Genomic DNA, 20,560 nt, shown 5'->3' on the forward strand with positions numbered 1-20,560 from the left:
CGTCCGCATGGGTGCACGCATCGAGGTCGCGGGGCTGACGAAGTCCTACGGCGACCTCACCGCCGTCGACGACCTGACGTTCACGGTCGAGCCGGGCGAGTTCTTCGGCCTGCTCGGCCCGAACGGCGCCGGCAAGACCACCGCGCTGGAGATGATCGAGGGGCTGCGCCATCCCGACGGGGGCTCGGTCTCGATCGACGGCCACGACCCCTGGAAGCGCGACCCCGCGCTGCAGCGTCGCATCGGCGTGCAGCTGCAGTCCTCCGCGTTCTTCGAGCGGCTCACCGCCCGCGAGCAGCTGGCCACGTTCGGCGCGCTCTACGGCGTGGGGGGCGACCGCGTGGACGCCCTCCTGGAGCAGGTCGGGCTCGAGGACAAGGCCGGGTCTCGGGTCGAGGACCTGTCCGGTGGCCAGGCCCAGCGGCTCTCGATCGCGTGCGCGCTCGTGCACGACCCCGAGGTGGTCTTCCTCGACGAGCCGACCGCCGCCCTCGACCCGCAGGCGCGGCGCAACCTCTGGGACTTCCTCGAGGGCCTCAACGACTCCGGCCGCACGGTCGTGCTCACGACGCACTACATGGAGGAGGCCGAGGTGCTGTGCGACCGCGTCGCGATCATCGACCACGGCCGCCTCCTCGAGCTCGACTCGCCGGCCGCCCTCGTGCGCGGGCTCGATGCGCCCACGCGGATCAGCCTCGCGCCCGGAGCCATCGACGAGGACCGCGCCCGGGGGATCGGCGGAGTGGAGGCCGTCGAGGTCCACCCCGACCGCACGGTCCTGTCCACCCGCCGCCCCGCCGACGTGCTGACCGCGCTGGCCGGCCTCGACGCCCTCGACGGGCTCAGCGCCTCCGGCGCCTCCCTGGAGGACGTGTTCCTCAGCCTCACCGGACGGAAGTACCGCTCGTGACCGCACTGACCTCGCTCTCCCGCGCGATGCTCCTGGGCTTCGTCCGCGACCGGATGACCCTGTTCTGGGCCGTCCTGTTTCCGCTCATGTTCCTCGTGCTGTTCGGCGACCTGCTCACCAACGACGGTGCCCCGAAGCTCGAGGTCGCCCAGGTCGGCGACGTGGCGGCGCTCGACGACATGGCGCCCGACGCGCGCGAAGCCCTCGAGCAGAGCATCGAGATCACGCCGGCCACCGACGAGGCGAAGGCGTTGCGCGAGGTGCGCGACGGCGACCTCGCCGCCGTGATCACCGAGGAGGGCGACCGCCTCGTCGTGCACTACTCGCAGGCCGACCAGGTCACGGCGGCGCGGGTGCGCGGCACGTTCCAGGGCATCGTCGACTCCGCCAACCTCGCCGCCGCGGGCGGCACGCCCGCCTTCACGCTGGAGACGCAGCAGGTCGAGGACGAGTCGCTCGAGCCGATCCAGTACGTCACGCCCGGTCTGCTCGGTTGGGCGATCGCCATGAGCGCCACCTTCGGTGCCGCGGTCAACCTCGTATCGTGGCGCCAGTCCGGCCTGCTGCGCCGCCTGCGCCTGGCGCCGATCCGCACCTCGTCGGTGGTGCTGGCCCGCGTCGGTGTCAGCGTCCTGGTCGCGCTCGGCCAGACCGCGATCTTCCTGGGCCTGGCGGTGGGCGCGTTCGGACTGGTGCTCAGCGGGTCCTGGCCGCTCGTGATCCCGCTCGTCCTGGCGGGCACGCTCGCCTTCCTGTCGATCGGGCTGCTGGCCGGCTCGATCAGCAAGACCGAGGAGGGCGCGGTCGGCCTGGCGAACTTCATCGTGCTGCCGATGGCGTTCCTGTCGGGCTCGTTCTTCTCGCTCGAGGGTGCGCCCGACTGGCTCCAGGCGATCAGCAGGCTGCTGCCGCTGCGCCACCTCAACGAGGCGATGCTCGACGTCATGGTGCGCGGTCAGGGCGTGGAGGCGATCTGGGCACCGATGGCGATCCTGCTGGGCTTCGCCGCCGTCTGCTCGCTCATCGCCTCGCGCGTGTTCCGCTGGGACGCCTGACGCGCGAGGGTCAGAGACCGCGTAGGAAGTCGGGGTCGTCGTCGGGGCCCAGCGGGCGCGGCGGCGGACGCTTGCGAGGGCCGCCCGTGGAGCGGCCCTTGGCCACGCCGAAGATCAGCCACAGCGCGGCGCCGGCGTAGGGCGCCAGGACGATCAGCAGGGCCCAGCCCCACTTGGGCAGGTGCTGCACGCGGTCGCGCGGCGTCGCCACGAGGTCGTACAGGCTGTAGACCATGAGAACCACGGCCGCCAGTACGAGGAAGACCTTGCCCATGGCCAGAGCGTACCGACCCCGTTCCAGCGCCGCGCCGTGTTGACGTGACCTCACCGCCCGTCCCGTGCTCGGCGACGACAACTAGAATCCGAGGTATGAAGGCCTTCTGGACGTACACGCTCGCCCGACTCGGGGTCTTCCTCGTCACGTGGGCGGTGCTGTGGGGGATCTCCCGCCTCGTCTTCGACCCGAGCGCCGTCGTGGACCTGTGGGTCCTGCTGCTCGCGCTCATCGTCTCGTCGATCATCTCGATCCTCACGCTGAGGCGCCTGCGCGACCAGGTGGCGGTGAAGCTGCAGGAGCGGGCACAGGCTCTCAACGAGCGCATCGAGGAGTCGCGCCGTGCCGAAGACGTCGACTGAGGACCGCGACTGGTTGGCGGATGCGGTCCGCCGGGTCGAGGCCGACGCGAACCGCAGCGCCGACACCCACCTGCACGCCCTCGACCTGCCGTTCGACGGGGTGCAGATCTACCTCAAGGACGAGTCGGTCCACCCGACCGGCAGCCTGAAGCACCGGCTGGCGCGCTCGCTGTTCCTCTACGCGCTGTGCAACGGCTGGATCCACCGCGGCTCCACGATCGTGGAGGCGTCGAGCGGCTCCACCGCCGTCTCCGAGGCCTACTTCGCGCGGCTGCTGGGCCTGCCGTTCGTGGCGGTCATGCCGCGCAGCACGAGTGCCGAGAAGATCTCGCTCATCCAGTGGTACGGCGGTCGCTGCCACTTCGTCGACGACGCCCGGCTGATGTACGCCGAGGCGCAGCGCCTGGCCGACGAGTGCGACGGCCACTACATGGACCAGTTCACCTACGCCGAGCGCGCCACCGACTGGCGCGGCAACAACAACATCGCGGAGTCGATCTTCGCCCAGCTCTCGGCCGAGCCGCACCCGATCCCGGCGTGGATCGTCGTCAGCGCGGGCACGGGCGGCACGTCGGCCACGATCGGCCGCTACGTCCGTTACCGGCGCTTCCACACCCGGTTGCTGGTGGCCGACCCCGAGGGCTCGGCGTTCTTCGAGGGCTGGGACCAGGACCGGTCCGACGTCACGACCGACGTCTCCTCGCGGATCGAGGGCATCGGCCGGCCGCGGGTCGAGCCGTCCTTCGTCGGCGGTGTCGTCGACGAGATGGTGCACGTCCCCGACGCCGCCTCCATCGCGGCGATGCGCTGGACCTCCGACCTGATCGGGCGCCCCGTCGGCGGCTCCACCGGCACCAACATGTGGGCGGCACTCGGGCTCGCCGCGCAGATGGTGGCCGAGGGCCGCGAGGGCTCGATCGTCACGCTGCTGTGCGACGGCGGAGACCGCTACACGCACACCTACTTCGACGACCGCTGGGTGGCCGAGCACGGACTCGACCCGACGCCCTACCTCCAGCAGCTATCGGAGCTGACCAGCAGCGGGACGTTCACACCGGGCCGATGAACAGCCCGGCCGTCAGCCCGATCGCGTAGACGAGCTCGGCGATGCCCGTGTCCTTCAGGACCGGGATCAGCGCGGGTCCGGTCGCGCCCGAGCGCACGGCGGCCACCGAGCGGGCGGCCAACGGGATGCCGAGCCAGGCCAGCAGCGCCCACGGCGTCTCGGTGGCGCACCAGGCCACCACGAGGACGAAGGCCGTCATCACGAGCGCGGCGTAGAGCCAGCGCGTGCGCCGGTCGCCGAGGACCACCGCGAGCGTGCGCTTGCCGGTCTCGGTGTCGGTGGGGATGTCGCGCAGGTTGTTGGCCACGAGGATCGCGCAGGCCAGCGCCCCGACGCCGATCGCGCCCGCCACGCTGACGTCGTTGATCGTGCCGAGCTGGACGTAGGTGGTGCCGAGGACCGCGACCAGGCCGAAGAACAGGAAGCCGCTGCCCCCGCCGGGGGCGCGGTAGCCGTAGGGCTTCGCCCCGCCGGTGTACCCCCACGCCGCGAGGATCGCGAGCGCGCCGACGGCGATGAGCCACCAGCCCGACGTCGCGGCCAGCACGAGGCCGAGGGCGGCGCCGAGGGCCAGGAACGCGAGCGCCACGGCCTTGACCTTCGCTGGCGCGACGAGGCCGGAGCCGACGAGACGCAGCGGGCCGACGCGGTTCTCGTCGGTGCCCTTGATCCCGTCGGAGTAGTCGTTCGCGTAGTTCACGCCGACCTGCAGCGCCAGCGAGACGCCGAGCGCCACGAACCCCTTCCACCAGACGACGCCGTCGTCGAACGCGGCGGCACCCGTGCCGACGGCGACGGGTGCGATGGCGGCGGGCAGCGTGCGCAGCCGCGCGCCCTCGATCCACAGTTTCAGGCCGGTCGGGGAGGTCACCCCGTGAGTCTAGGAGGCGGCATCCGGGCCGGTCCTACAGTGGTCGGGTGGCCGCCTCCCTGTCTCCCGTCGCCGGTTCCGCCCGCGAGGTGCTGGAGCTGCTGCGGCCCTGGGTCGCCGCCGGCGGGCCGCCGCTGGTGATGCGCACGTCGGGCAGCACCGGCGAGCCGAAGTCGATCCGGCTGTCCCACGCCTCCGTGCTCGCATCGGCGCACGCCGCGCTGGAGCGGCTGGGTGGCCCGGGTCAGTGGCTCTCCGCGCTGCCGCCCACCGGCGTCGGTGGCCTCCAGGTGCTGGTGCGATCGATCGTCGCGGGCACCGAGCCGGTCTTCCTCGACGAGCACGCCGACGTGGCCGCCGCCGCGGAGGCGATGTCCGGAGTCCGTCGCTACGCCTCGCTGGTGCCGACGCAGCTCTTCCGGCTCGTCGAGGCCGGCCGGGCGGGGGACCTGGCGTCCTTCGACGCCGTGCTGCTGGGTGGTGCCGCCGCGCCGCGGGCGGTGCTCGACCGCGCCGCAGCGGCGGGCGTACGCATCGTGCGGACCTACGGCATGACCGAGACGTGCGGCGGCTGCGTGTACGACGGGCTCCCGCTCGACGGGGTGCGGCTGCGCATCGAGGACGACGGCCGCGTGGCGATCGCCGGGCCGGTGCTGGCCGAGGACACGGGGGAGTGGCTGGTCACGAACGACCTCGGCCGGCTCGACGCCGACGGCCGGCTCAGCGTGCTCGGCCGCGCCGACCAGGTGGCGGTGAGCGGCGGGGTCAACGTCCCGCTGGCCGCGGTCGAATCGGTGCTGCGCGACGAGCCGGGCGTGCTCGACGTCGTGGTCGTGGCCCAGCCCGATCCCGAGTGGGGCCAGCGCGTCGTGGCGTTCGTGGTCGGCGACCTAGACCGGGCCGGCGCCGCCACCGCGATCGAGGCCGCGGGCCACCCCCGCGCGTGGACCCCGCGCGCCGTCCACGTCCTCGACGCCCTGCCGCTGCTCCCGGGCGGCAAGCCCGACCGGGTCGCGCTGGCGGGAGGAAGTTTCGCCGTCACCGGGGAATCCGTCAGTTCCGTCAGAGGCCGCGGAGCGCCTCGGTGACGGGGGTGTCGCCTCCGATGACCTCGAACTGCTTGCCGATGGTGCCGTCGTCGGCGAGGGCCGCGGCGATGACGGCGGCGACGTCGGCGCGGGGGATCTCGGCGCGGTCGACGGTCTCGCCGACGGTCACCGAGCCGGTGCCGGGGCCGTCGGTCAGGGCACCGGGGCGCACGATCGTCCAGTCGAGGCCGCTGTCGCGCAGGGCGGCGTCGGCGTCGCGCTTCGCCTCGACGTAGGCCTTCCACACGGGCTGGACGTCGTCGCCGAGGTCGTTGTCGACGCCGATGGCCGAGACCTGGACGAAGCGGCGGATGCCGAGCGCCTTGGCGGCCTCGATCGACTTCAGCGAGCCCTCGAGGTCGACGCTGCGCTTGCGCTCGATCTTGCCGTCGGGCCCGCCGCCGGCCGCGAAGACGACGGCGTCGCAGTCGGTGAACGCCGTCGCGAAGTCCTCGGCCGTGGCCTTCTCGATGTCGAGCAGCCGGATGGCCGCGCCGGGCAGGTCGGCGGCGTGGTCGGGGTTGCGGACGAGAGCGACCGGGAGGTCGCCGCGTTCGGTGAGCAGAGGGACGAGGAGGCGGGCCACCTGGCCGTGGCCTCCCACGATGGCGATGTCGGACATGCCTCCACCGTAGGCAGGTCCCGAAGCGTTCGCCCGCCGCGAAGTTCGAGGCGCAGTGGAACCTGAGCGGTTCTCCGTGGATACTCTCGTGGGTGGAGTTCCGTACCTACTCGATCCCGATGCGCACGCGCTTCCGCGGGCTCGAGCACCGACAGGGGATGCTGGCCGAGGGCCCGGCAGGCTGGGCCGAGTTCAGCCCCTTCCCCGAGTACGACCACGTCGCGTCCCTGCCGTGGCTCCAGGCCGCGATGGAGGCGGCCTGCAAGCCGTGGCCCGAGCCCGTCCGCGAGTGCGTGCCGATCAACGGCATCGTCCCGGCCGTGGGCGACGGCGCCACCGCCGCCCGCACCGCGATCGAGAGCGGCTGCCACACGATCAAGATCAAGGTCGCCGAGGCCGGCGAGACCCTCGAGAACGACATCGAGCGCATCGCCGCGATCCGCGACGCGCTGCCCGGCGTGCTCATCCGCATCGACGCCAATGGCGCGTGGCAGGTGAAGGACGCGATCAAGGCGATCAAGAAGCTCGACCACGTCGCGCGCGGTCTCGAGTACGTCGAGCAGCCGTGCGCCACGGTCGAGGAGCTCGCGCAGGTACGGCGCAAGGTCGACGTCCCCATCGCGGCGGACGAGTCGATCCGCCGGGCGGCCGACCCGTTCCGCGTCCGCGACCTCGACGCCGCGGACATCGCGGTGCTCAAGGTGCAGCCGCTGGGCGGCGTGCGCGCGTGCCTGCGGATCGCCGAACAGATCGGCATGCCGGTGAGCGTGTCGAGCGCCGTCGAGACGTCGATCGGCCTGGCGGCCAGCGTCGCGCTCGCCGCCGCGCTGCCGGACCTGCCCTACGCCTGCGGCATCGGCACGGCCCACCTGCTCACGAGCGACGTCGTCGCCGATCCGCTCGAGCCGGTCGACGGCAGCCTGTGGCCCACGCGTCCGGTGCTCGACGAGGAGGCCTACGCGAAGGTCGCCGCGTCCGCCGAGGTCGACGAGCGCTGGCAGGCCCGGCTGGCCCACGTACGGGAGACCTTGTGACCGACGAGAGCGCCGTCGAGACGGCGCGAAGGCTCGTGGCGACCCTCCTCGCGCAGGAGGTCTCCGACGCGGTGCTCTCGCCCGGCTCCCGCTCCGGCCCGATCGCGCTGGCCCTGCACGCCGCCGACGACCAAGGGCTCATCCGCCTGCACGTCCGCGTCGACGAGCGCGAGGCCGGCTACCTCGCCCTGGGGCTGGCCAAGGCCTCCGGCCGACTGACCCCGGTCATCACCACCTCGGGAACCGCCGTCGCCAACCTGCACCCGGCGCTGCTCGAGGCGCTGCACTCGCGGATCCCGGTGCTGGCCGTCACGGCCGACCGCCCGGGGCACCTGCGCGGCACCGGAGCCAACCAGACCACGGTGCAGCCGGGCATGTTCCCCGGCATCACGTTCACCGACCGCATCACCGGGCTGGCCGGTGCCGTGCGCGGCGGCGGCCCCGTGCACCTCAACGTCGAGCTCGACGAGCCGCTCGTCGAGTCGGTCTCGTGGAAGTTCCCGCAGAATTCGTGGTCCATGAACACCCCGGTCGCGGGACGTACCCAGACCCTGGAGACTGGACCCCGCACGCTCCTCGTGGCCGGTGACGGCGCCGACCCGGCGCTCGCCGCCGTGGCGCAGCAGGCCGGCTGGCCGATCCTCGCGGAGCCGTCGTCCGGCCTGCGCGGCGCGCCCACGGCGGTCGCGTGCGGGCGGGTCGTGCTGGGTGGCCGGCTGATCGAGCGCGTCGAGCGGATCGTCAGCGCGGGGCACCCCACGCTGTCGCGCCCCGTCACGAACCTGCTGACCCGGACCAACCTCCCCACGATCCACGTCGGCGACGCGAGCACGTTCCCCGGCGTCCCCGGAGGGAACGTCACCTTCGCCGACCGCATCTCCGTGCGCGGAGGCGTGGGCGACGAGTCCTGGCTCCGCAGCTGGCTCCAGGCCGGCGACCGCATCCAGAACGCCCTGCTGCAGGCCGAGCAGTTCACGGTGGCCGACGCGGTCTGGAAGGCGGCCACGCGGGGCCTGCTCGTTCTCGGCTCGTCCAACGTCGTCCGCGACGTCGACCTCGTGGCACCGGTCCGCGCCCCCGGCCCGCGCGTCTTGGCGAACCGCGGCCTCGCGGGCATCGACGGCACCGTCTCCACCGCGATCGGCGCCGCCCTCGCCAGCTACGGCCGGGCGATCGCCCTGATGGGCGACCTCACGTTCCTGCACGGCGCCAATGGTCTGCTGATCGGTCCGATCGAGCCGCGGCCCGACCTGACGATCGTCGTGCTCAACGACGACGGCGGCGGCATCTTCCACACCCTCGAGCAGGGATCGCCCGAGTACTCGCTCGCGTTCGAGCGTGTCTTCGGCACGCCCACCCGCACCAAGATCGACGCGCTCTGCGCCGCGCACGGCATCAAGCACCGCCTCGTCGAGGCCGGTCAGCTGGCCGCCTACCTCTCGCGGGCGCCGGTCGGGATCGAGGTGCTGGAGGTGCAGGTCACGCGCGCCGGGCGCCGTGCCCTGCAATCGGTTGTCTCGGGTCTCGCCGCCGTCTAGGTTTGTGGCCAGCGTCACACCGTGTTGCGCTGGGCAGGAGTGGACATGGCCGACGAGTCGTTCGACCACATCGTCATCGGTGCGGGAAGTGCCGGAGGTGTGATCGCCGCGAGGCTCACCGAGGATCGCGACCGCTCGGTCCTGCTGCTGGAGGCCGGTCCCGTCGACCAGGACGACATGATCAAGATCCCGGCCGGGTTCAGCCAGCTGTTCAAGACCCGCTGGGACTGGAACTACGAGACCAGCGCGCAGAAGCACCTCGGTGGCCGCCGTGCCTACTGGCCCCGCGGCAAGGCCCTCGGCGGCAGCTCCACGATCAACGCGATGATCTACATCCGCGGCAACGCCGCCGACTACGACGAGTGGCGCGACGCCTACGGGGCCACGGGGTGGGGCTACGACGACGTCCTGCCGTACTTCGTGAAGTCCGAGGCGAATCAGCGCCTGTCGGGTCCGTACCACGGCACCGAGGGCCCCCTGGTGGTCGAGGACCGCCGGTTCACCCACGAGCTGACCTCGGCGTTCGTCGAGTCGGCCGTGGCCGCCGGCCTCAAGCGCAACGACGACTTCAACGGGGCCCACCAGGAGGGTGCCGGCGTCTACCAGGTCACCCACCGTCGCGGCGAGCGCTGGTCGGTCGCCGACGCCTACATCCGTCCGGCGATGGGCCGGCCCAACCTCACGGTGCGCACCGACGCGTTCGTCACCCGCATCCTGATCGAGGACGGGCGCGCCACGGGCGTCGTCTACCGCAAGCACGGGCAGGAGCACGTCGTCCGCGCGAACGCCGAGGTCATCCTCAGCGGCGGCGCGATCAACAGCCCGCAGCTCCTCATGCTCTCCGGTGTCGGTCCGGGGGCGCACCTGCGCGAGATGGGCATCGACGTCGTGGTCGACTCGCCCGGCGTGGGTCAGGGCCTGCAGGACCATCCCGTCGCCGGGACCCTCGTCTACACGCGCAACACCACCGACCTGGCCGACGCGATCACGCTGGGCAACATCATGCGGTGGAAGGCCACCAAGACCGGCCCGCTGGTGTCCAACATCGGCGAGGGTGGGGCGTTCTACGCCTCGCGCGACGACCTCGACCTGCCCGACATCCAGATCCACGTGGCACCGAGCGGCTTCTACGACAACGGCCTGCACGAGCCCGTCCGCCGGTCCGTCACGGTGGCGCCCACCCTGGTGAACGTGCAGAGCCGCGGCCGGATCCGGCTGCGCTCGGCCGACCCGTCGTGGCACCCCGAGATCGACCCGGCCTACTTCGACGACCCGGCCGACCTCGACGCGATGCTCGGCGGCTACCGGCGCATGCTCGAGATGGTCTGGCAGGGCCCCATGGCTCGGATGCTCGACGAGCCGTGGGAGCCGGCCGTGCGCAACCCCACGGACGACCAGATCCTCGACGTCATCGCCCGGCTGGGCCAGACGCTCTACCACCCGACCTCGACGTGCGCGATGGGTACCGTGGAGGGCAGCGTCGTCGATCCCGAGCTGCGCGTGCACGGGGTCGAGGGCCTGCGCGTCGCCGATGCCTCCGTCATGCCACGCGTCCCGCGCGGCAACACCAACGCACCCACCATCATGATCGGCGAGAAGCTCGCCGATCTCATCCGAGGAGCCTGACATGACCGCCACCATCGAATCCGGCGTCGACGCGGCCGAAGGCCCCACGCCCACGTTCGACTCGTTCAACCCCGCCACGGGCGACGTCGTCGGCACCCCCCCGATCGACGGCCGGGCCGGGGTCGACGCTGCCGTGGCCGCCGCGCGCGAGGCGTCCGCGTGGTGGCGCGCCCTGGGCTTCGACGGCCGCAAGGAGTACCTGCTGCAGTGGCGCAGCGTCCTGACCCGCCGGCTCAACCAGCTCTCCGACCAGGTGCACCGCGAGGGCGGCAAGCCGCACGGCGACGCCCTGCTGGAGGCGGGTCTGGCGATCGACCACATCGCGTGGGCGGCCAAGAGCGCGGGCAAGGTGCTCGGTCGCCACAAGGTGAGCACCGGCCTGCTGATGTCGAACCAGACGGCGTACGTCGAGTACAAGCCGCTCGGCGTGGTGGGCGTCATCGGCCCGTGGAACTACCCCACGTTCACGCCCATGGGCTCGATCGCCTACGCCCTCGCGGCCGGCAACGCGGTGGTCTTCAAGCCCAGCGAGTACACGCCCGGCGTCGGGCGCTTCCTCGTCGACACCTTCACCGAGGTCGTCCACGGCCGCCCCGTGCTGAACCTCGTCACCGGCCTGGGCGAGACCGGCAACCACCTGTGCACCGCCGCGGTCGACAAGATCGCGTTCACGGGATCGGCCGCCACCGGCAAGAAGGTCATGGCGGCGTGCGCCGAGAACCTGACGCCCGTGGTGATCGAGGCCGGCGGCAAGGACTCGCTCATCGTCGACGAGGACGCCGACCTCCAGGCCGCGGCCGAGGCGGCCCTGTGGGCCGGGATGTCCAACGCGGGCCAGACCTGCATCGGCACCGAGCGCGTCTACGTGCACGAGCGGGTGTTCGACCCGTTCATGGCCGAGCTGCTGAAGCAGGCCGAGGGCATCCGCCCGGGCTACGACGACGGCGGCGTCTACGGCCCCGCGACGATGCCCAAGCAGCTCGACGTGATCCGCAGCCACATCGACGACGCGCTCGCGCGCGGCGGCCGGGCGGTGCTGGGTGGCGCCGGAGCCGTGGGCGAGAAGTACGTGCAGCCCACGATCCTCACGCACGTCCCCGAGGACTCCCTGGCCGTCACGGAGGAGACGTTCGGGCCCACCCTCGTGGTGAACCCCGTCAAGGACATGGACGAGGCCGTCGAGCTCACCAACGCCACGAAGTACGGCCTGGCCGGTGCCGTGTTCGGCAAGAAGCGCGCACTCGACGTCGCCTCGCGCATCCGCTCGGGCATGACGTCGGTGAACTCGGTAATCTCCTTCGCCGCCATCCCCGGCCTGCCGTTCGGTGGCGTCGGCGACTCGGGATTCGGCCGCATCCACGGCCCCGACGGCCTGCGCGAGTTCACGTACCCGAAGGCCATCACGAAGCAGCGGATGAAGCCGCTGCTGATGCTGCAGTCGATGACCCGCGACGAGAAGACCGAGAGCCGCTTCCAGCAGCTCCTCACCGTCATGCACGGCGGGTCTAGCACCCTGCCGAAGAAGCGCTGACACGCCGCTGACGCACCAGAGCGCCCCGGGTCCCTGAGGGACTCGGGGCGCTCTGTCGGTGGGTGCCCGTCACTTCCTCACGCGGAAGTGCTTCTTGGCCACGGGGCCGAGGCCCTTGCTGTTCCTCGCCTGCACGAAGACGGTGTTCACGCCGTTGCGGAGCTTGGAGCGCTTGATCACCATCGCTCGCTTGGACCCGCTCACGTTGCGCTTGAGCAGCGTCTTGCCGCCCTTCTTCACCACGATCCGGTACGAGGTGATCTTGGCGCCACCGTTGGACGCGGGGGCCTTCCAGACGACCTTGCGCACCTTCGAGGTCTTCTTGCCGCCGACCTTGAGGGCCCGGACCTTCCCGGGCCGGGTGGCCGGCTTCACGAAGAGGCTCTTGAACACGAGATACCGGCCCTGGTTGAAGTTGGCGACCGCGAACGAGCCGCCGCTCAGGATCGTGAGGCCCGTCGGGAGGTTCAGGTCCGACGCGGGTCCGCCGAGCACCTTGAGCGGGCCGTCGTTCCCGTTGGCGTTCGGCGCGAACACCCGCACCGTCGAGGGACTGAACGTGGCGACGTGGATCCGGCCGGCCGAGTCGGCGTCCAGGCCGTTGATCTCGGTGTTCGGCAGGGCGTTGTTGATCGACTGGATCGGCGTGGCGAAGCCGTCCACGGTGCGCGAGTACGCCCGCAGCTGGGTGCCGCTGGCCGTCCACACCCGCGGTCCGGAGACCACGATGGACCTGCCGTTGCCGAGTCCGGTCACGGCCCGCTCGGTCGGTGCCGGGTTGCCCGTCGCGGAGGGCGAGTAGACGTTGTACCCGCTGGCCTTGCGGACGTAGATCTCACCACCGGCGATGTCGATCCCGTAGGTCGATCCGGCCCCGGTGCCGAACGTCTTGACCGGAGCCACGTTGCCCGAGGCGTTCGGGGCGAAGACGAGCACCGTGCCGCCGATGTTGGCGACGTAGAGGAAGCCGTTGCTGTCCAGCGCCACGTCGCGCGGGGTGGCCAGCTGGGTCGAGGCGCCGCTGATCCGGCGCAGCGGGGCCGAGGCGCCCGAGGCGTTCTTGCGGTGGACGACGATCGCGTCGTTGCCCTGGGACGCCACGTAGACGTTCCCGGCTGCGTCGTCCTCGATGCCGATGGGGCCGGACAGCTCTCCGCTGACGGTCTTGGTGGGCGGTACGTCCACGTTCACCGCGGCGGTCGCGGGTGCGGCGGCGATCAGCCCGGCGACGAGCGCGCCGGTGGTGCCGAGCGCGAACGCCCGGGAGGTGGTCTTGACGAGGGGGGTCATCGATTTCTCCAATCTGGACGGGAAGCGGCGTTCCCATGACGGTGGAGAGCAGTCGTCGCCCGGGTTGAGACGGCGCGTAATCTCGGGGGGTGACTTTCGCGCGCTACGTGGCCCTGGGCGACTCCTTCACCGAGGGCGTCGGCGACGACGACCCGAGCCTGCCGAACGGCGTGCGGGGGTGGGCCGACCGGTTCGCCGCGGCGCTCGACCGCGCGCAGGGCGGCGGCCTGTCCTACGCCAACCTGGCGATCCGCGGTCGCAAGCTCGGGCCGATCGCGGCCGAGCAGATCGACCCGGCGCTCGCGCTGCAGCCCGACCTCGTCACGATCTACGCCGGCGCGAACGACATCATGCGGCCCAAGGTCGACCTCGACTGGCTGCTCGGGGAGTACGACCGGGTCATCGGGCGCCTCGCGGCGTCGGGCGCCCACGTGGTGATGTTCACCCCCGCCGACCCGGGCGGCTCGCGCATCTACGCGCTGGTCCGTGCCCGCTTCGACCGCTACTGCAACGCCGTGCGCGAGATCGCGGCCCGTCACGGCGCGACGCTCGTGGACTACTGGCAGATCACCGACTACCGGGACCCGCGACTGTGGGACACCGACCGCATGCACATGTCGCCGGCCGGTCACCAGCGCATGGCGATCGCCGTGCTCGACGCCCTCGGCGTGCAGCACGACCTCGAGCCGCTGGTGCTCGCGGACGCCACGCCGTTGAGCGTCCTCGATCGAGTCAAGGCGCAGGTCCAGTGGGCCGTCGAGTACCTCGGACCGTGGATCAAGCGCCGCGTCACCGGCCGCTCCAGCGGGGACGGACTCGACCCCCGCTACCGCGAGCTGACGCCGCTCGGCGGCTCAGCCGCGTAACTCCTTCTCGACGGGCGTCCAGCGGCGGCCACGGGCCTTGACCACCGTGCCGCCGAGGCGCTGCTCGAGCGCGGCCGCCTCGGCATCGATCGCAGCGCCGGCCTCGGCGCCCACGTCGGCGAGCAGGCGCACCGCCACGGTGCCGTCGTCGCGGATCGCCCAGCCGCCCACGATCTCGCCGTCCTTCCAGACGGTGGGCCCGGCGTTGCCGGTGGTGTCGAAGACTCGCTCCGCGTGCGGGCCGAGATACCAGTCGCGCTGCTTCCAGCCCATCGTGGTGGGGTCGAGTGCCGGCAGCAGCGCCACCCACGGGCCGGGGTCCGGCGTGGGCTCGAGGTCGTCGGCCAGCGCGATGCCGGGTGCCCCGTCGAGCGTGACCTCGGCGAGGTCGAGGGTGGCGAGCGCAGCCGTGGTGTGGCCCTTCGTCCACCCGGTCCACCACTGCAGGTCCTCGGGCCGGGCCGGGCCGAAGCGGGCGAGCCAGCGTCGAGCGACGGTCGCCCGCGCCTCGGCGGCATCGGGCAGGGGACCGAGCGCCGGCAGCCACCGGTGCATCGCGGCCCAGCGGAACTGGGTGGACGCCCAAGAGCCCGCAGGTCGAGCGCGCACCACGTGGCCCTCGGCCGACATCACCGTGAGCAACCGGCTGGCGATCGACTGCGAGGTGGCGTACTTCGTGCCGGCGCCGACCTCGATGCGGGTGCCCAGCAGCGGGTCGGCGGCGGCCAGCTCGGCGCTGCTGAACTCCTCGAGCCGGTCGAAGGCGGCCAGCGCCGCCGCGTGCGCCGACGCGAGCCACGTGTCGGGCTCGGCGATGCCCGAGTCGGCGATCATGCCGCGCAGCTTGCGGTACTCGGGCCCGGCGACGGAGTGCTGCACCGAGGCGAGGTACGCGCCGCAGTCCTGCGCGGGAACGGCGAAGACGGTGCGCCGCATGGCCAGCACCCGGACGAGGGAGCGGTCGGCGTAGAGCGCGCGCTCGACCTCGGCGACCTCCGGACGGGCGAGCCGGGCCATCGCCGACAGCACCATCGAGGCCGGGTCGGTGCTGTGCAGGGCGGTCACGGAGGACGCAACCTCCTCGGCGCTGGTGACCGGCGCCGCGAGGGCGTGCCTGACCCCGAGCCGCCGGCGTCGCTCCGCCACGTCGATCCGCATGGGGCGACGCTAGCGGTCGGCACCGACGGGACGCGCCCGGTGGCCGGTCACGGACCCTCGGTGAACCGCGATCGACAGGTTTCGCGCCTGTGTCCACCACGCCGACACGATCTGTGCCAACGTCACCGCGTGAGCCTGCGATCTGCACTGCATCTCGACAGCCATGATGGGGCCATGGCACACGAGTCGGACGAGATCACGTGATCCCGCGGGTGACGGTCGTCAGGTACGTCACTCCCCTGCGCGAGGGCGGCAGCCTGCCCGGCGTGGTGGAGGCCGACGACCTCGGGACCTACGTCTGCAAGTTCTCCGGAGCAGGTCAGGGGCCCCGGGTGCTCGTCGCGGAGGTCATCGTGAGCGAGCTGGCCACCCGGCTGGGGCTGCGCACGCCTCGCCTCGTCGCCCTCGAGCTCGATCCTGCCATCGCGCGCTACGAGGCGGACGAGGAGGTGCAGGACCTGCTCAACGCCAGCATCGGCCTCAATCTCGGAGTCGACTTCCTTCCCGGATCCTTCGGGTTCGACGGCCACGTCGACGCGAGTGCCGACGACCGAGGCATGATCCTGTGGCTCGACGCGTTCTGCGCGAACGTGGACCGCAGCTGGCGCAATCCCAACCTCCTGGTGTGGCACGGCGACGTGTGGGTCATCGACCACGGCGCCTCGCTCTACTTCCACCACGCGTGGAGCCGGGGCATCACCGACCCCGCGCGTTTCGCCGCCCAGCCCTGGGACTCTTCCGACCACGTGCTGCGTTCGCACCTCGCCGAGGTGGCCTCGGCGGACGTCCGGGCCCGAGGCATCCTCTCCCGCGAGGTCTTCGAGGAGGTCGTGGCCGAGGTCCCGGACGAGTGGTTGACCACGACCCCCGATGTGACGCCCCGGGCGCTGCGCGAGGCGTACGTCGAATTCCTCGCCGCGCGGCTGGGCAGCACCGCCTGGCTCCCGGAGGTGACGGCATGAGCACGTACGCCTACCAGTACGTCGTCCTGCGATGCGTGCCACGCCCGGAGCGGGAGGAGTTCGTGAACGTCGGCGTCGTCCTCTACTGCCAGGAGGCCGATCTCCTGGCCGTCGAGTGGAGGGTGGACCGGCAGCGCATCGCCGCGTTCGCCCCCGACCTGGACCCGGACCGTGTCTGCGCCGCCCTGGAGTTCGTGAGCGGCGTGTGCGCCGGTGACGCCCGGGGCGGCGAGGCCGCGTCTCGTCCGTTGGGCCAGCGATTCGGCTTCCTGAAGTCGCCGAAGTCGACCGTCGTGCAGCCGGGACCCGTGCACGGGGGAGTCGCCGAGGACCCCGCTGCGGAGCTGTCCCGCCTGAAGTCGCTGCTGGTCGGCTGACCCGGTCGCAGGCGGGACGGTCGCCGTGGCCCTCGCGGGCGGGCCGTCAGCGCAGGGCGTCGCGGACCGGGATCAGCTTGGCGTCGGCCTCGGCCAGCTCGTCGGCGGGGGAGGAGTCGGCGACGATCCCGCAGCCGGCGAAGAGCCGGGCGCCGCGGCCGTCGGCGCGCACCTGGGCCGAGCGCAGGCCGATGCCCCACTCGCCGTCGCCCGAGGCGCCGATCCAGCCGACGGGACCGGCGTACCGGCCCCGGTCCAGCCGCTCGATCTCGGCGATGACCCGGACGGCCTCGGCAGTCGGCGTGCCGCCCACGGCCGCCGACGGATGCAGGGAGGCCACGAGCGACAGGACGCCCGCGTCGTCGCGCAGCACGCCCGTGACGTCGGTCGCCAGGTGCATGACGTTGGGCAGGTGCAGCACGAAGGGCGACTCGGGCACGTTCATGCCGGTGCAGTGCGGGGCCAGGGCGTCGGCCACCGAGCGCACGGCGTACTCGTGCTCCTCGAGGTCCTTGCTGGAGCGGGCGAGCGATGCGGCCAGGCCGAGGTCGCGCGCGTCGTCGCCAGTCCGGCGGATCGTCCCGGCGAGCACGCGCGAGGTGACCAGGCCGCCCTGCAGGCGCACGAGCATCTCGGGCGTGGAGCCGAAGAAGCCGTCGACGTGGAACGTCCAGCAGCTGGGGTAGGTCGAGGCGAGCCGGCCGAGCGGCGCGCGCACGTCGAGGGGCTCGTCGAAGCGGGCGTCGACGGACCGCGCCAGGACCACCTTGTCGAGCTCGTCGGCCTGGATCCGGCGCACGGCCTTCTCGACGGTGGCCGACCACGCCTCGCGGCGAGCGGGGTCATCGGCGAACCGCACACCGGCCGGATCCCGTGGCGTCGAGGCGGAGAGTTCGGGCACGGGGCCGAGCGAGCGACCGATGGTGGTGACCCAGCAGCGCCCGTCGCGGCGGCCCACGACGATCTCGGGAACGGTGAGCAGCGAGCCCGGGCGGTCGGCGAACGTGAAGCTGCCGAAGGCCACGAGGCCACTGCCGGGCAGCTCGACCTCGTCGCGGACGACCGAGGCGTCGACGACCTCGGCCCACCAGTCGTCGGCGGCGTCGAAGCGGTCGTCGCCGTCGGGCGCGAACGACGCCGCTCGGCCCCATCCGACGATGCCGTCGCCGCCGTGCACCCACGCCAGCGCGTCGGGGGAGGAGGGAAGGAGGGCGAGCAGCTCACCCGGATCGGCGATCTCGCGGGACCGTGCGACGAGCGGTTCGGCGCGTCCGTCGGTCGCCAGCGTGCTCACCCGCTCCACCTTACTAGCGCAGCGAGAAGGCACGTGGTGGACCGGCGGAACGGGCCGGACGTGGGGGCCGTGGGGGCGAGCGTGAGAAGGTGGCGCCATGAGAGCAGGGCTGGACAAGGATCCCCGCGACGTCGCGCGCATGTTCGACACGGTCGCGGCGCGGTACGACCTCACGAACGACGTCCTCTCCCTCGGTCAGGACCGCCGCTGGCGCACCAAGGTCGTCGCCACCGTCGACCCGCAGCGCGGCGAGCGGATCCTCGACCTGGCGGCCGGCACCGGCACGTCCAGCGCGCCGTTCGCCGAGGCGGGCGCCCACGTCGTTCCGTGCGACTTCTCGATCGGCATGCTCGAGGTCGGCAAGCAGCAGTACCCGGGGCTGAACTTCACGGCGGGCGACGGGATGGCGCTGCCCTTCGCGGACGGCGTGTTCGACGCCGTCACGATCTCCTTCGGGCTGCGCAACATCCACGACCCGCTCCAGGGCCTGCGCGAGATGCTCCGCGTCACCCGTCCCGGCGGCCGGATCGTGGTGTGCGAGTTCTCCACGCCCACGTGGAAGCCCTTCGAGACGATCTACTCCAACTACCTCATGCGGGCGCTGCCGACGATCGCCCGCCGCGTCTCGTCGAACCCCGAGTCCTACGTCTACCTCGCCGAGTCAATCCGCTCCTGGCCCGACCAGCGCGGCCTCGCGATCCGCATGTCCGAGGCCGGCTGGGGCCCGGTCACGTGGCAGAACCTGTCCGGCGGGATCGTCGCCGTGCACCGCGCCGAGCGCCCCCTCTGAGGCGCGCGTCACACTAAGTGTTACCTAACTCACACGCGTGGTCCACGCGGTTACTAGAGTGATCGCAGTGAGCCTGTGAAGATCTTCACAAGGTTCGTCCGAGGGTGATCGTCCGAGGGTGATGGAGGTGCCGTGAACGAGTACATCCCGATCTTGGTGCTGGGCGGACTCGCGTTGGCATTCGCGCTGTTCAGCGTCGGCATCGCGCCGTTCACCGGACCCGCCCGGTACAACCGGGCCAAGATGGACCGCTACGAGTCCGGCATCGAGCCGAGCCCGCTGCCCGAGGGTGGCGGCAAGGTCTCGATCAAGTACTTCTTCACGGCGATGATGTTCATCGTCTTCGACATCGAGATCGTGTTCCTCTACCCGTTCGCCGTCGTCTTCGACGAGCTCAGCTGGTTCGCGTTCTTCGCCGTCATGCTCTTCCTGCTCAACATCACGATCGCGTACGTCTATGAGTGGCGGCGCGGGGGAATGGACTGGACCTGATGGGCCTCGAGGAAAAACTCCCCAGTGGCGTCCTGCTCTCGACCGTCGAGGGCCTGGCCGGCTACTTCCGCAAGGCGTCGTTCTGGCCGGCCACGTTCGGCCTGGCCTGCTGCGCCATCGAGATGATGACGTTCGGCGCGCCGCGCTACGACTCCGGCCGGTTCGGCATGGAGGTCTTCCGGCCGTCGCCCCGCCAGGCCGACCTGATGATCGTCGCGGGCCGCGTCAGCCAGAAGATGGCGCCCGTCCTGCGCCAGATCTACGACCAGATGCCCGGCCCCAAGTGGGTGCTCGCGATGGGCGTCTGCGCCAGCTCGGGCGGCATGTTCAACAACTACGCGATCGTCCAGGGTGTCGACCACGTCGTCCCGGTCGACATGTACCTGCCCGGCTGCCCGCCGCGCCCCGAGATGCTGATCGACGCGATCTTCAAGCTCCGCGACTCGATCCAGCACACGCAGCTGGGCGCCGACCGCACCGCCGAGATCCGCGAGCAGGAGGCCGCCGCCCTGGCCGCCCTGCCCACCTCCGCACAGACTGGGTTGCTTCGATGAGCGACGAGACCCAGGACGCGTCGCACGAGACGCGGGCCGAGCTGAAGAAGAGCGACGCCACCGAGCTCGAGGTCATCGAGGTCCGCGAGGGCGCCTTCGGCGTCCACGGCACCGGCGACACCAGCGGCTTCGGCGGCCTGCGCCGCCCGGTGGTCATGCCGGGCGCATCGCTTCCGCCCTACGGCGGCTGGTTCGACGAGGTCGCTGAGCGGCTCGCCGGCGGTGAGGGCCTGGCCGACGCGATCGAGCAGGTCGTCGTCGACCGCGGCGAGATCACCTTCTTCATCCGCCGCGAGAAGCTGCTCCAAGCGGCGCAGCACCTGCGCGACGACGCGGGCCTGCGCTTCGAGCTCTTCAGCGGCGTCAGCGGCGTGCACTACCCGAACGAGACGGGCCGTGAGCTGCACGCGGTCTACCACCTGCTCTCGATGACCCACAACCGCCGGATCCGGCTCGAGGTCGTGTGCCCCGACGAGGACCCGCACGTGCCGAGCGTCGTGGGCGTCTACCCCACCGCCGACTGGCACGAGCGCGAGGTGTGGGACATGTTCGGGCTCCAGTTCGACGGGCACCCGCACCTGACCCGCATCCTCATGCCCGACGACTGGCCGGGCCACCCCCAGCGCAAGGACTATCCGCTGGGCGGCATCGACGTGGAGTTCAAGGGCGGCTTCATCCCCGCCCCGGACAACCGAAGGAGCTACTCATGAGAGCCGCCCAGCGGGTAGCCCCGGGACGCTCCGTTGAATCGCTCGCTCCGCTCGCAGTGCTGGGCGGCATCGACGTGGAGTTCAAGGGCG

The 20,560-nt window shown here is 71.8% G+C and carries 22 protein-coding genes; 16 read left to right on the forward strand and 6 right to left on the reverse strand.

Annotation, left to right across the window (positions count from 1 at the left end; genetic code table 11):
- Positions 1-7 precede the first annotated feature (7 nt).
- Both H1W00_RS05325 and H1W00_RS05330 read left to right on the forward strand, forming a co-directional pair.
- Complete coding sequence (locus H1W00_RS05325; RefSeq protein ID WP_181754317.1) at positions 8-910, forward strand: ABC transporter ATP-binding protein; 903 nt, start codon at positions 8-10, stop codon at positions 908-910.
- Positions 907-1,965, forward strand: coding sequence for an ABC transporter permease (locus tag H1W00_RS05330; protein WP_206679973.1), 1,059 nt, complete (start codon positions 907-909; stop codon positions 1,963-1,965). The genes H1W00_RS05325 and H1W00_RS05330 overlap by 4 nt, the downstream gene beginning before the upstream one ends.
- Positions 1,966-1,975: 10 nt before the next feature.
- Here H1W00_RS05330 and H1W00_RS05335 read toward each other — a convergent pair whose 3' ends face one another.
- Positions 1,976-2,239, reverse strand: a complete 264-nt coding sequence (locus H1W00_RS05335; RefSeq protein ID WP_181754319.1) for a PLD nuclease N-terminal domain-containing protein — start codon at positions 2,237-2,239, stop codon at positions 1,976-1,978.
- A gap of 95 nt (positions 2,240-2,334) precedes the next feature.
- Between H1W00_RS05335 and H1W00_RS05340 the strand changes: the two genes are divergently transcribed.
- A complete protein-coding gene (locus H1W00_RS05340) occupies positions 2,335-2,601 on the forward strand; it encodes a DUF4229 domain-containing protein (RefSeq protein ID WP_181754321.1) in 267 nt (88 codons plus the stop codon).
- A complete protein-coding gene (cds1, locus tag H1W00_RS05345) occupies positions 2,582-3,667 on the forward strand; it encodes an L-cysteine desulfhydrase Cds1 (RefSeq protein WP_181754322.1) in 1,086 nt (361 codons plus the stop codon). The genes H1W00_RS05340 and cds1 overlap by 20 nt, the downstream gene beginning before the upstream one ends.
- Here the strand turns inward: cds1 and H1W00_RS05350 are convergent.
- The gene (locus tag H1W00_RS05350; RefSeq protein WP_338072830.1) at positions 3,651-4,538 is read right to left on the reverse strand and encodes a 1,4-dihydroxy-2-naphthoate polyprenyltransferase; all 888 of its coding nucleotides are present in this window, start codon (positions 4,536-4,538) and stop codon (positions 3,651-3,653) included. The genes cds1 and H1W00_RS05350 overlap by 17 nt on opposite strands.
- Positions 4,539-4,585: 47 nt before the next feature.
- Between H1W00_RS05350 and H1W00_RS05355 the strand changes: the two genes are divergently transcribed.
- The gene (locus H1W00_RS05355) at positions 4,586-5,626 is read left to right on the forward strand and encodes an AMP-binding protein (protein ID WP_338072831.1); all 1,041 of its coding nucleotides are present in this window, start codon (positions 4,586-4,588) and stop codon (positions 5,624-5,626) included.
- Here H1W00_RS05355 and H1W00_RS05360 read toward each other — a convergent pair.
- Positions 5,601-6,248, reverse strand: a complete 648-nt coding sequence (locus H1W00_RS05360) for an SDR family oxidoreductase (RefSeq protein ID WP_181754325.1) — start codon at positions 6,246-6,248, stop codon at positions 5,601-5,603. The two genes, H1W00_RS05355 and H1W00_RS05360, sit on opposite strands and share 26 nt — an antisense overlap.
- A gap of 92 nt (positions 6,249-6,340) precedes the next feature.
- Here H1W00_RS05360 and H1W00_RS05365 point away from each other — a divergent pair, with 92 nt between their 5' ends.
- From H1W00_RS05365 to H1W00_RS05380, 4 genes are read left to right on the forward strand one after another with little or no spacing between them, the layout of a single operon-like run.
- A complete protein-coding gene (locus tag H1W00_RS05365) occupies positions 6,341-7,282 on the forward strand; it encodes an o-succinylbenzoate synthase (protein WP_181754327.1) in 942 nt (313 codons plus the stop codon).
- Positions 7,279-8,820: a 2-succinyl-5-enolpyruvyl-6-hydroxy-3-cyclohexene-1-carboxylic-acid synthase gene (menD, locus tag H1W00_RS05370; RefSeq protein WP_181754329.1), complete on the forward strand. Its 1,542-nt coding sequence runs from the start codon at positions 7,279-7,281 to the stop codon at positions 8,818-8,820. Before H1W00_RS05365 ends, menD begins: the two co-directional genes overlap by 4 nt.
- Positions 8,821-8,865: 45 nt before the next feature.
- Positions 8,866-10,446: a GMC family oxidoreductase gene (locus H1W00_RS05375; RefSeq protein WP_181754331.1), complete on the forward strand. Its 1,581-nt coding sequence runs from the start codon at positions 8,866-8,868 to the stop codon at positions 10,444-10,446.
- 1 nt (position 10,447) lies between these two features.
- Positions 10,448-11,977: an aldehyde dehydrogenase family protein gene (locus H1W00_RS05380; protein ID WP_181754333.1), complete on the forward strand. Its 1,530-nt coding sequence runs from the start codon at positions 10,448-10,450 to the stop codon at positions 11,975-11,977.
- Positions 11,978-12,046: 69 nt separating this feature from the next.
- Here H1W00_RS05380 and H1W00_RS05385 read toward each other — a convergent pair whose 3' ends face one another.
- On the reverse strand, positions 12,047-13,267 hold the full coding sequence (locus H1W00_RS05385; protein ID WP_181754335.1) for an NHL repeat-containing protein: 1,221 nt from the start codon (positions 13,265-13,267) through the stop codon (positions 12,047-12,049).
- An 89-nt stretch (positions 13,268-13,356) separates the two neighbouring features.
- Between H1W00_RS05385 and H1W00_RS05390 the strand changes: the two genes are divergently transcribed.
- Positions 13,357-14,133, forward strand: coding sequence for a GDSL-type esterase/lipase family protein (locus H1W00_RS05390; protein WP_181754336.1), 777 nt, complete (start codon positions 13,357-13,359; stop codon positions 14,131-14,133).
- Here the strand turns inward: H1W00_RS05390 and H1W00_RS05395 are convergent.
- A complete protein-coding gene (locus H1W00_RS05395) occupies positions 14,122-15,291 on the reverse strand; it encodes a winged helix DNA-binding domain-containing protein (RefSeq protein WP_181754338.1) in 1,170 nt (389 codons plus the stop codon). The two genes, H1W00_RS05390 and H1W00_RS05395, sit on opposite strands and share 12 nt — an antisense overlap.
- 212 nt (positions 15,292-15,503) lie before the next feature.
- Here H1W00_RS05395 and H1W00_RS05400 point away from each other — a divergent pair, with 212 nt between their 5' ends.
- Complete coding sequence (locus tag H1W00_RS05400; RefSeq protein ID WP_338072832.1) at positions 15,504-16,253, forward strand: HipA family kinase; 750 nt, start codon at positions 15,504-15,506, stop codon at positions 16,251-16,253.
- The gene (locus H1W00_RS05405; RefSeq protein WP_181754341.1) at positions 16,250-16,630 is read left to right on the forward strand and encodes a DUF3037 domain-containing protein; all 381 of its coding nucleotides are present in this window, start codon (positions 16,250-16,252) and stop codon (positions 16,628-16,630) included. The genes H1W00_RS05400 and H1W00_RS05405 overlap by 4 nt, the downstream gene beginning before the upstream one ends.
- A 46-nt stretch (positions 16,631-16,676) precedes the next feature.
- On the opposite strand, the gene H1W00_RS05410 is transcribed toward H1W00_RS05405, so the two are convergent.
- Complete coding sequence (locus tag H1W00_RS05410) at positions 16,677-17,924, reverse strand: isochorismate synthase (RefSeq protein ID WP_338072833.1); 1,248 nt, start codon at positions 17,922-17,924, stop codon at positions 16,677-16,679.
- A 97-nt stretch (positions 17,925-18,021) separates the two neighbouring features.
- Between H1W00_RS05410 and H1W00_RS05415 the strand changes: the two genes are divergently transcribed.
- The 4 genes from H1W00_RS05415 to H1W00_RS05430 all read left to right on the forward strand — a co-directional run bounded on the left by H1W00_RS05415 (position 18,022) and on the right by H1W00_RS05430 (position 20,470).
- A complete protein-coding gene (locus H1W00_RS05415) occupies positions 18,022-18,714 on the forward strand; it encodes a demethylmenaquinone methyltransferase (protein ID WP_181754345.1) in 693 nt (230 codons plus the stop codon).
- A 132-nt stretch (positions 18,715-18,846) separates the two neighbouring features.
- The gene (locus H1W00_RS05420; protein ID WP_078699174.1) at positions 18,847-19,206 is read left to right on the forward strand and encodes an NADH-quinone oxidoreductase subunit A; all 360 of its coding nucleotides are present in this window, start codon (positions 18,847-18,849) and stop codon (positions 19,204-19,206) included.
- Positions 19,206-19,760, forward strand: coding sequence for a NuoB/complex I 20 kDa subunit family protein (locus tag H1W00_RS05425; RefSeq protein ID WP_181754347.1), 555 nt, complete (start codon positions 19,206-19,208; stop codon positions 19,758-19,760). Before H1W00_RS05420 ends, H1W00_RS05425 begins: the two co-directional genes overlap by 1 nt.
- Complete coding sequence (locus H1W00_RS05430) at positions 19,757-20,470, forward strand: NADH-quinone oxidoreductase subunit C (protein ID WP_181754349.1); 714 nt, start codon at positions 19,757-19,759, stop codon at positions 20,468-20,470. The genes H1W00_RS05425 and H1W00_RS05430 overlap by 4 nt, the downstream gene beginning before the upstream one ends.
- The last annotated feature ends 90 nt before the right edge of the window (positions 20,471-20,560 follow it).

Origin of the sequence: Aeromicrobium phoceense, assembly GCF_013868155.1 — a bacterium.
Classification (GTDB): domain Bacteria; phylum Actinomycetota; class Actinomycetes; order Propionibacteriales; family Nocardioidaceae; genus Aeromicrobium; species Aeromicrobium phoceense.

What these genes read in the sequence shown, in the direction of transcription:
- H1W00_RS05325 (WP_181754317.1), top strand. Translation starts at nt 8, where the DNA reads ATGGGTGCACGCATCGAGGTCGCGGGGCTGACGAAGTCCTACGGCGAC.
- H1W00_RS05335 (WP_181754319.1), bottom strand. Translation starts at nt 2,239, where the DNA reads ATGGGCAAGGTCTTCCTCGTACTGGCGGCCGTGGTTCTCATGGTCTAC.
- H1W00_RS05340 (WP_181754321.1), top strand. Translation starts at nt 2,335, where the DNA reads ATGAAGGCCTTCTGGACGTACACGCTCGCCCGACTCGGGGTCTTCCTC.
- H1W00_RS05360 (WP_181754325.1), bottom strand. Translation starts at nt 6,248, where the DNA reads ATGTCCGACATCGCCATCGTGGGAGGCCACGGCCAGGTGGCCCGCCTC.
- H1W00_RS05375 (WP_181754331.1), top strand. Translation starts at nt 8,866, where the DNA reads ATGGCCGACGAGTCGTTCGACCACATCGTCATCGGTGCGGGAAGTGCC.
- H1W00_RS05380 (WP_181754333.1), top strand. Translation starts at nt 10,448, where the DNA reads ATGACCGCCACCATCGAATCCGGCGTCGACGCGGCCGAAGGCCCCACG.
- H1W00_RS05385 (WP_181754335.1), bottom strand. Translation starts at nt 13,267, where the DNA reads ATGACCCCCCTCGTCAAGACCACCTCCCGGGCGTTCGCGCTCGGCACC.
- H1W00_RS05395 (WP_181754338.1), bottom strand. Translation starts at nt 15,291, where the DNA reads ATGCGGATCGACGTGGCGGAGCGACGCCGGCGGCTCGGGGTCAGGCAC.
- H1W00_RS05405 (WP_181754341.1), top strand. Translation starts at nt 16,250, where the DNA reads ATGAGCACGTACGCCTACCAGTACGTCGTCCTGCGATGCGTGCCACGC.
- H1W00_RS05415 (WP_181754345.1), top strand. Translation starts at nt 18,022, where the DNA reads ATGAGAGCAGGGCTGGACAAGGATCCCCGCGACGTCGCGCGCATGTTC.
- H1W00_RS05425 (WP_181754347.1), top strand. Translation starts at nt 19,206, where the DNA reads ATGGGCCTCGAGGAAAAACTCCCCAGTGGCGTCCTGCTCTCGACCGTC.
- H1W00_RS05430 (WP_181754349.1), top strand. Translation starts at nt 19,757, where the DNA reads ATGAGCGACGAGACCCAGGACGCGTCGCACGAGACGCGGGCCGAGCTG.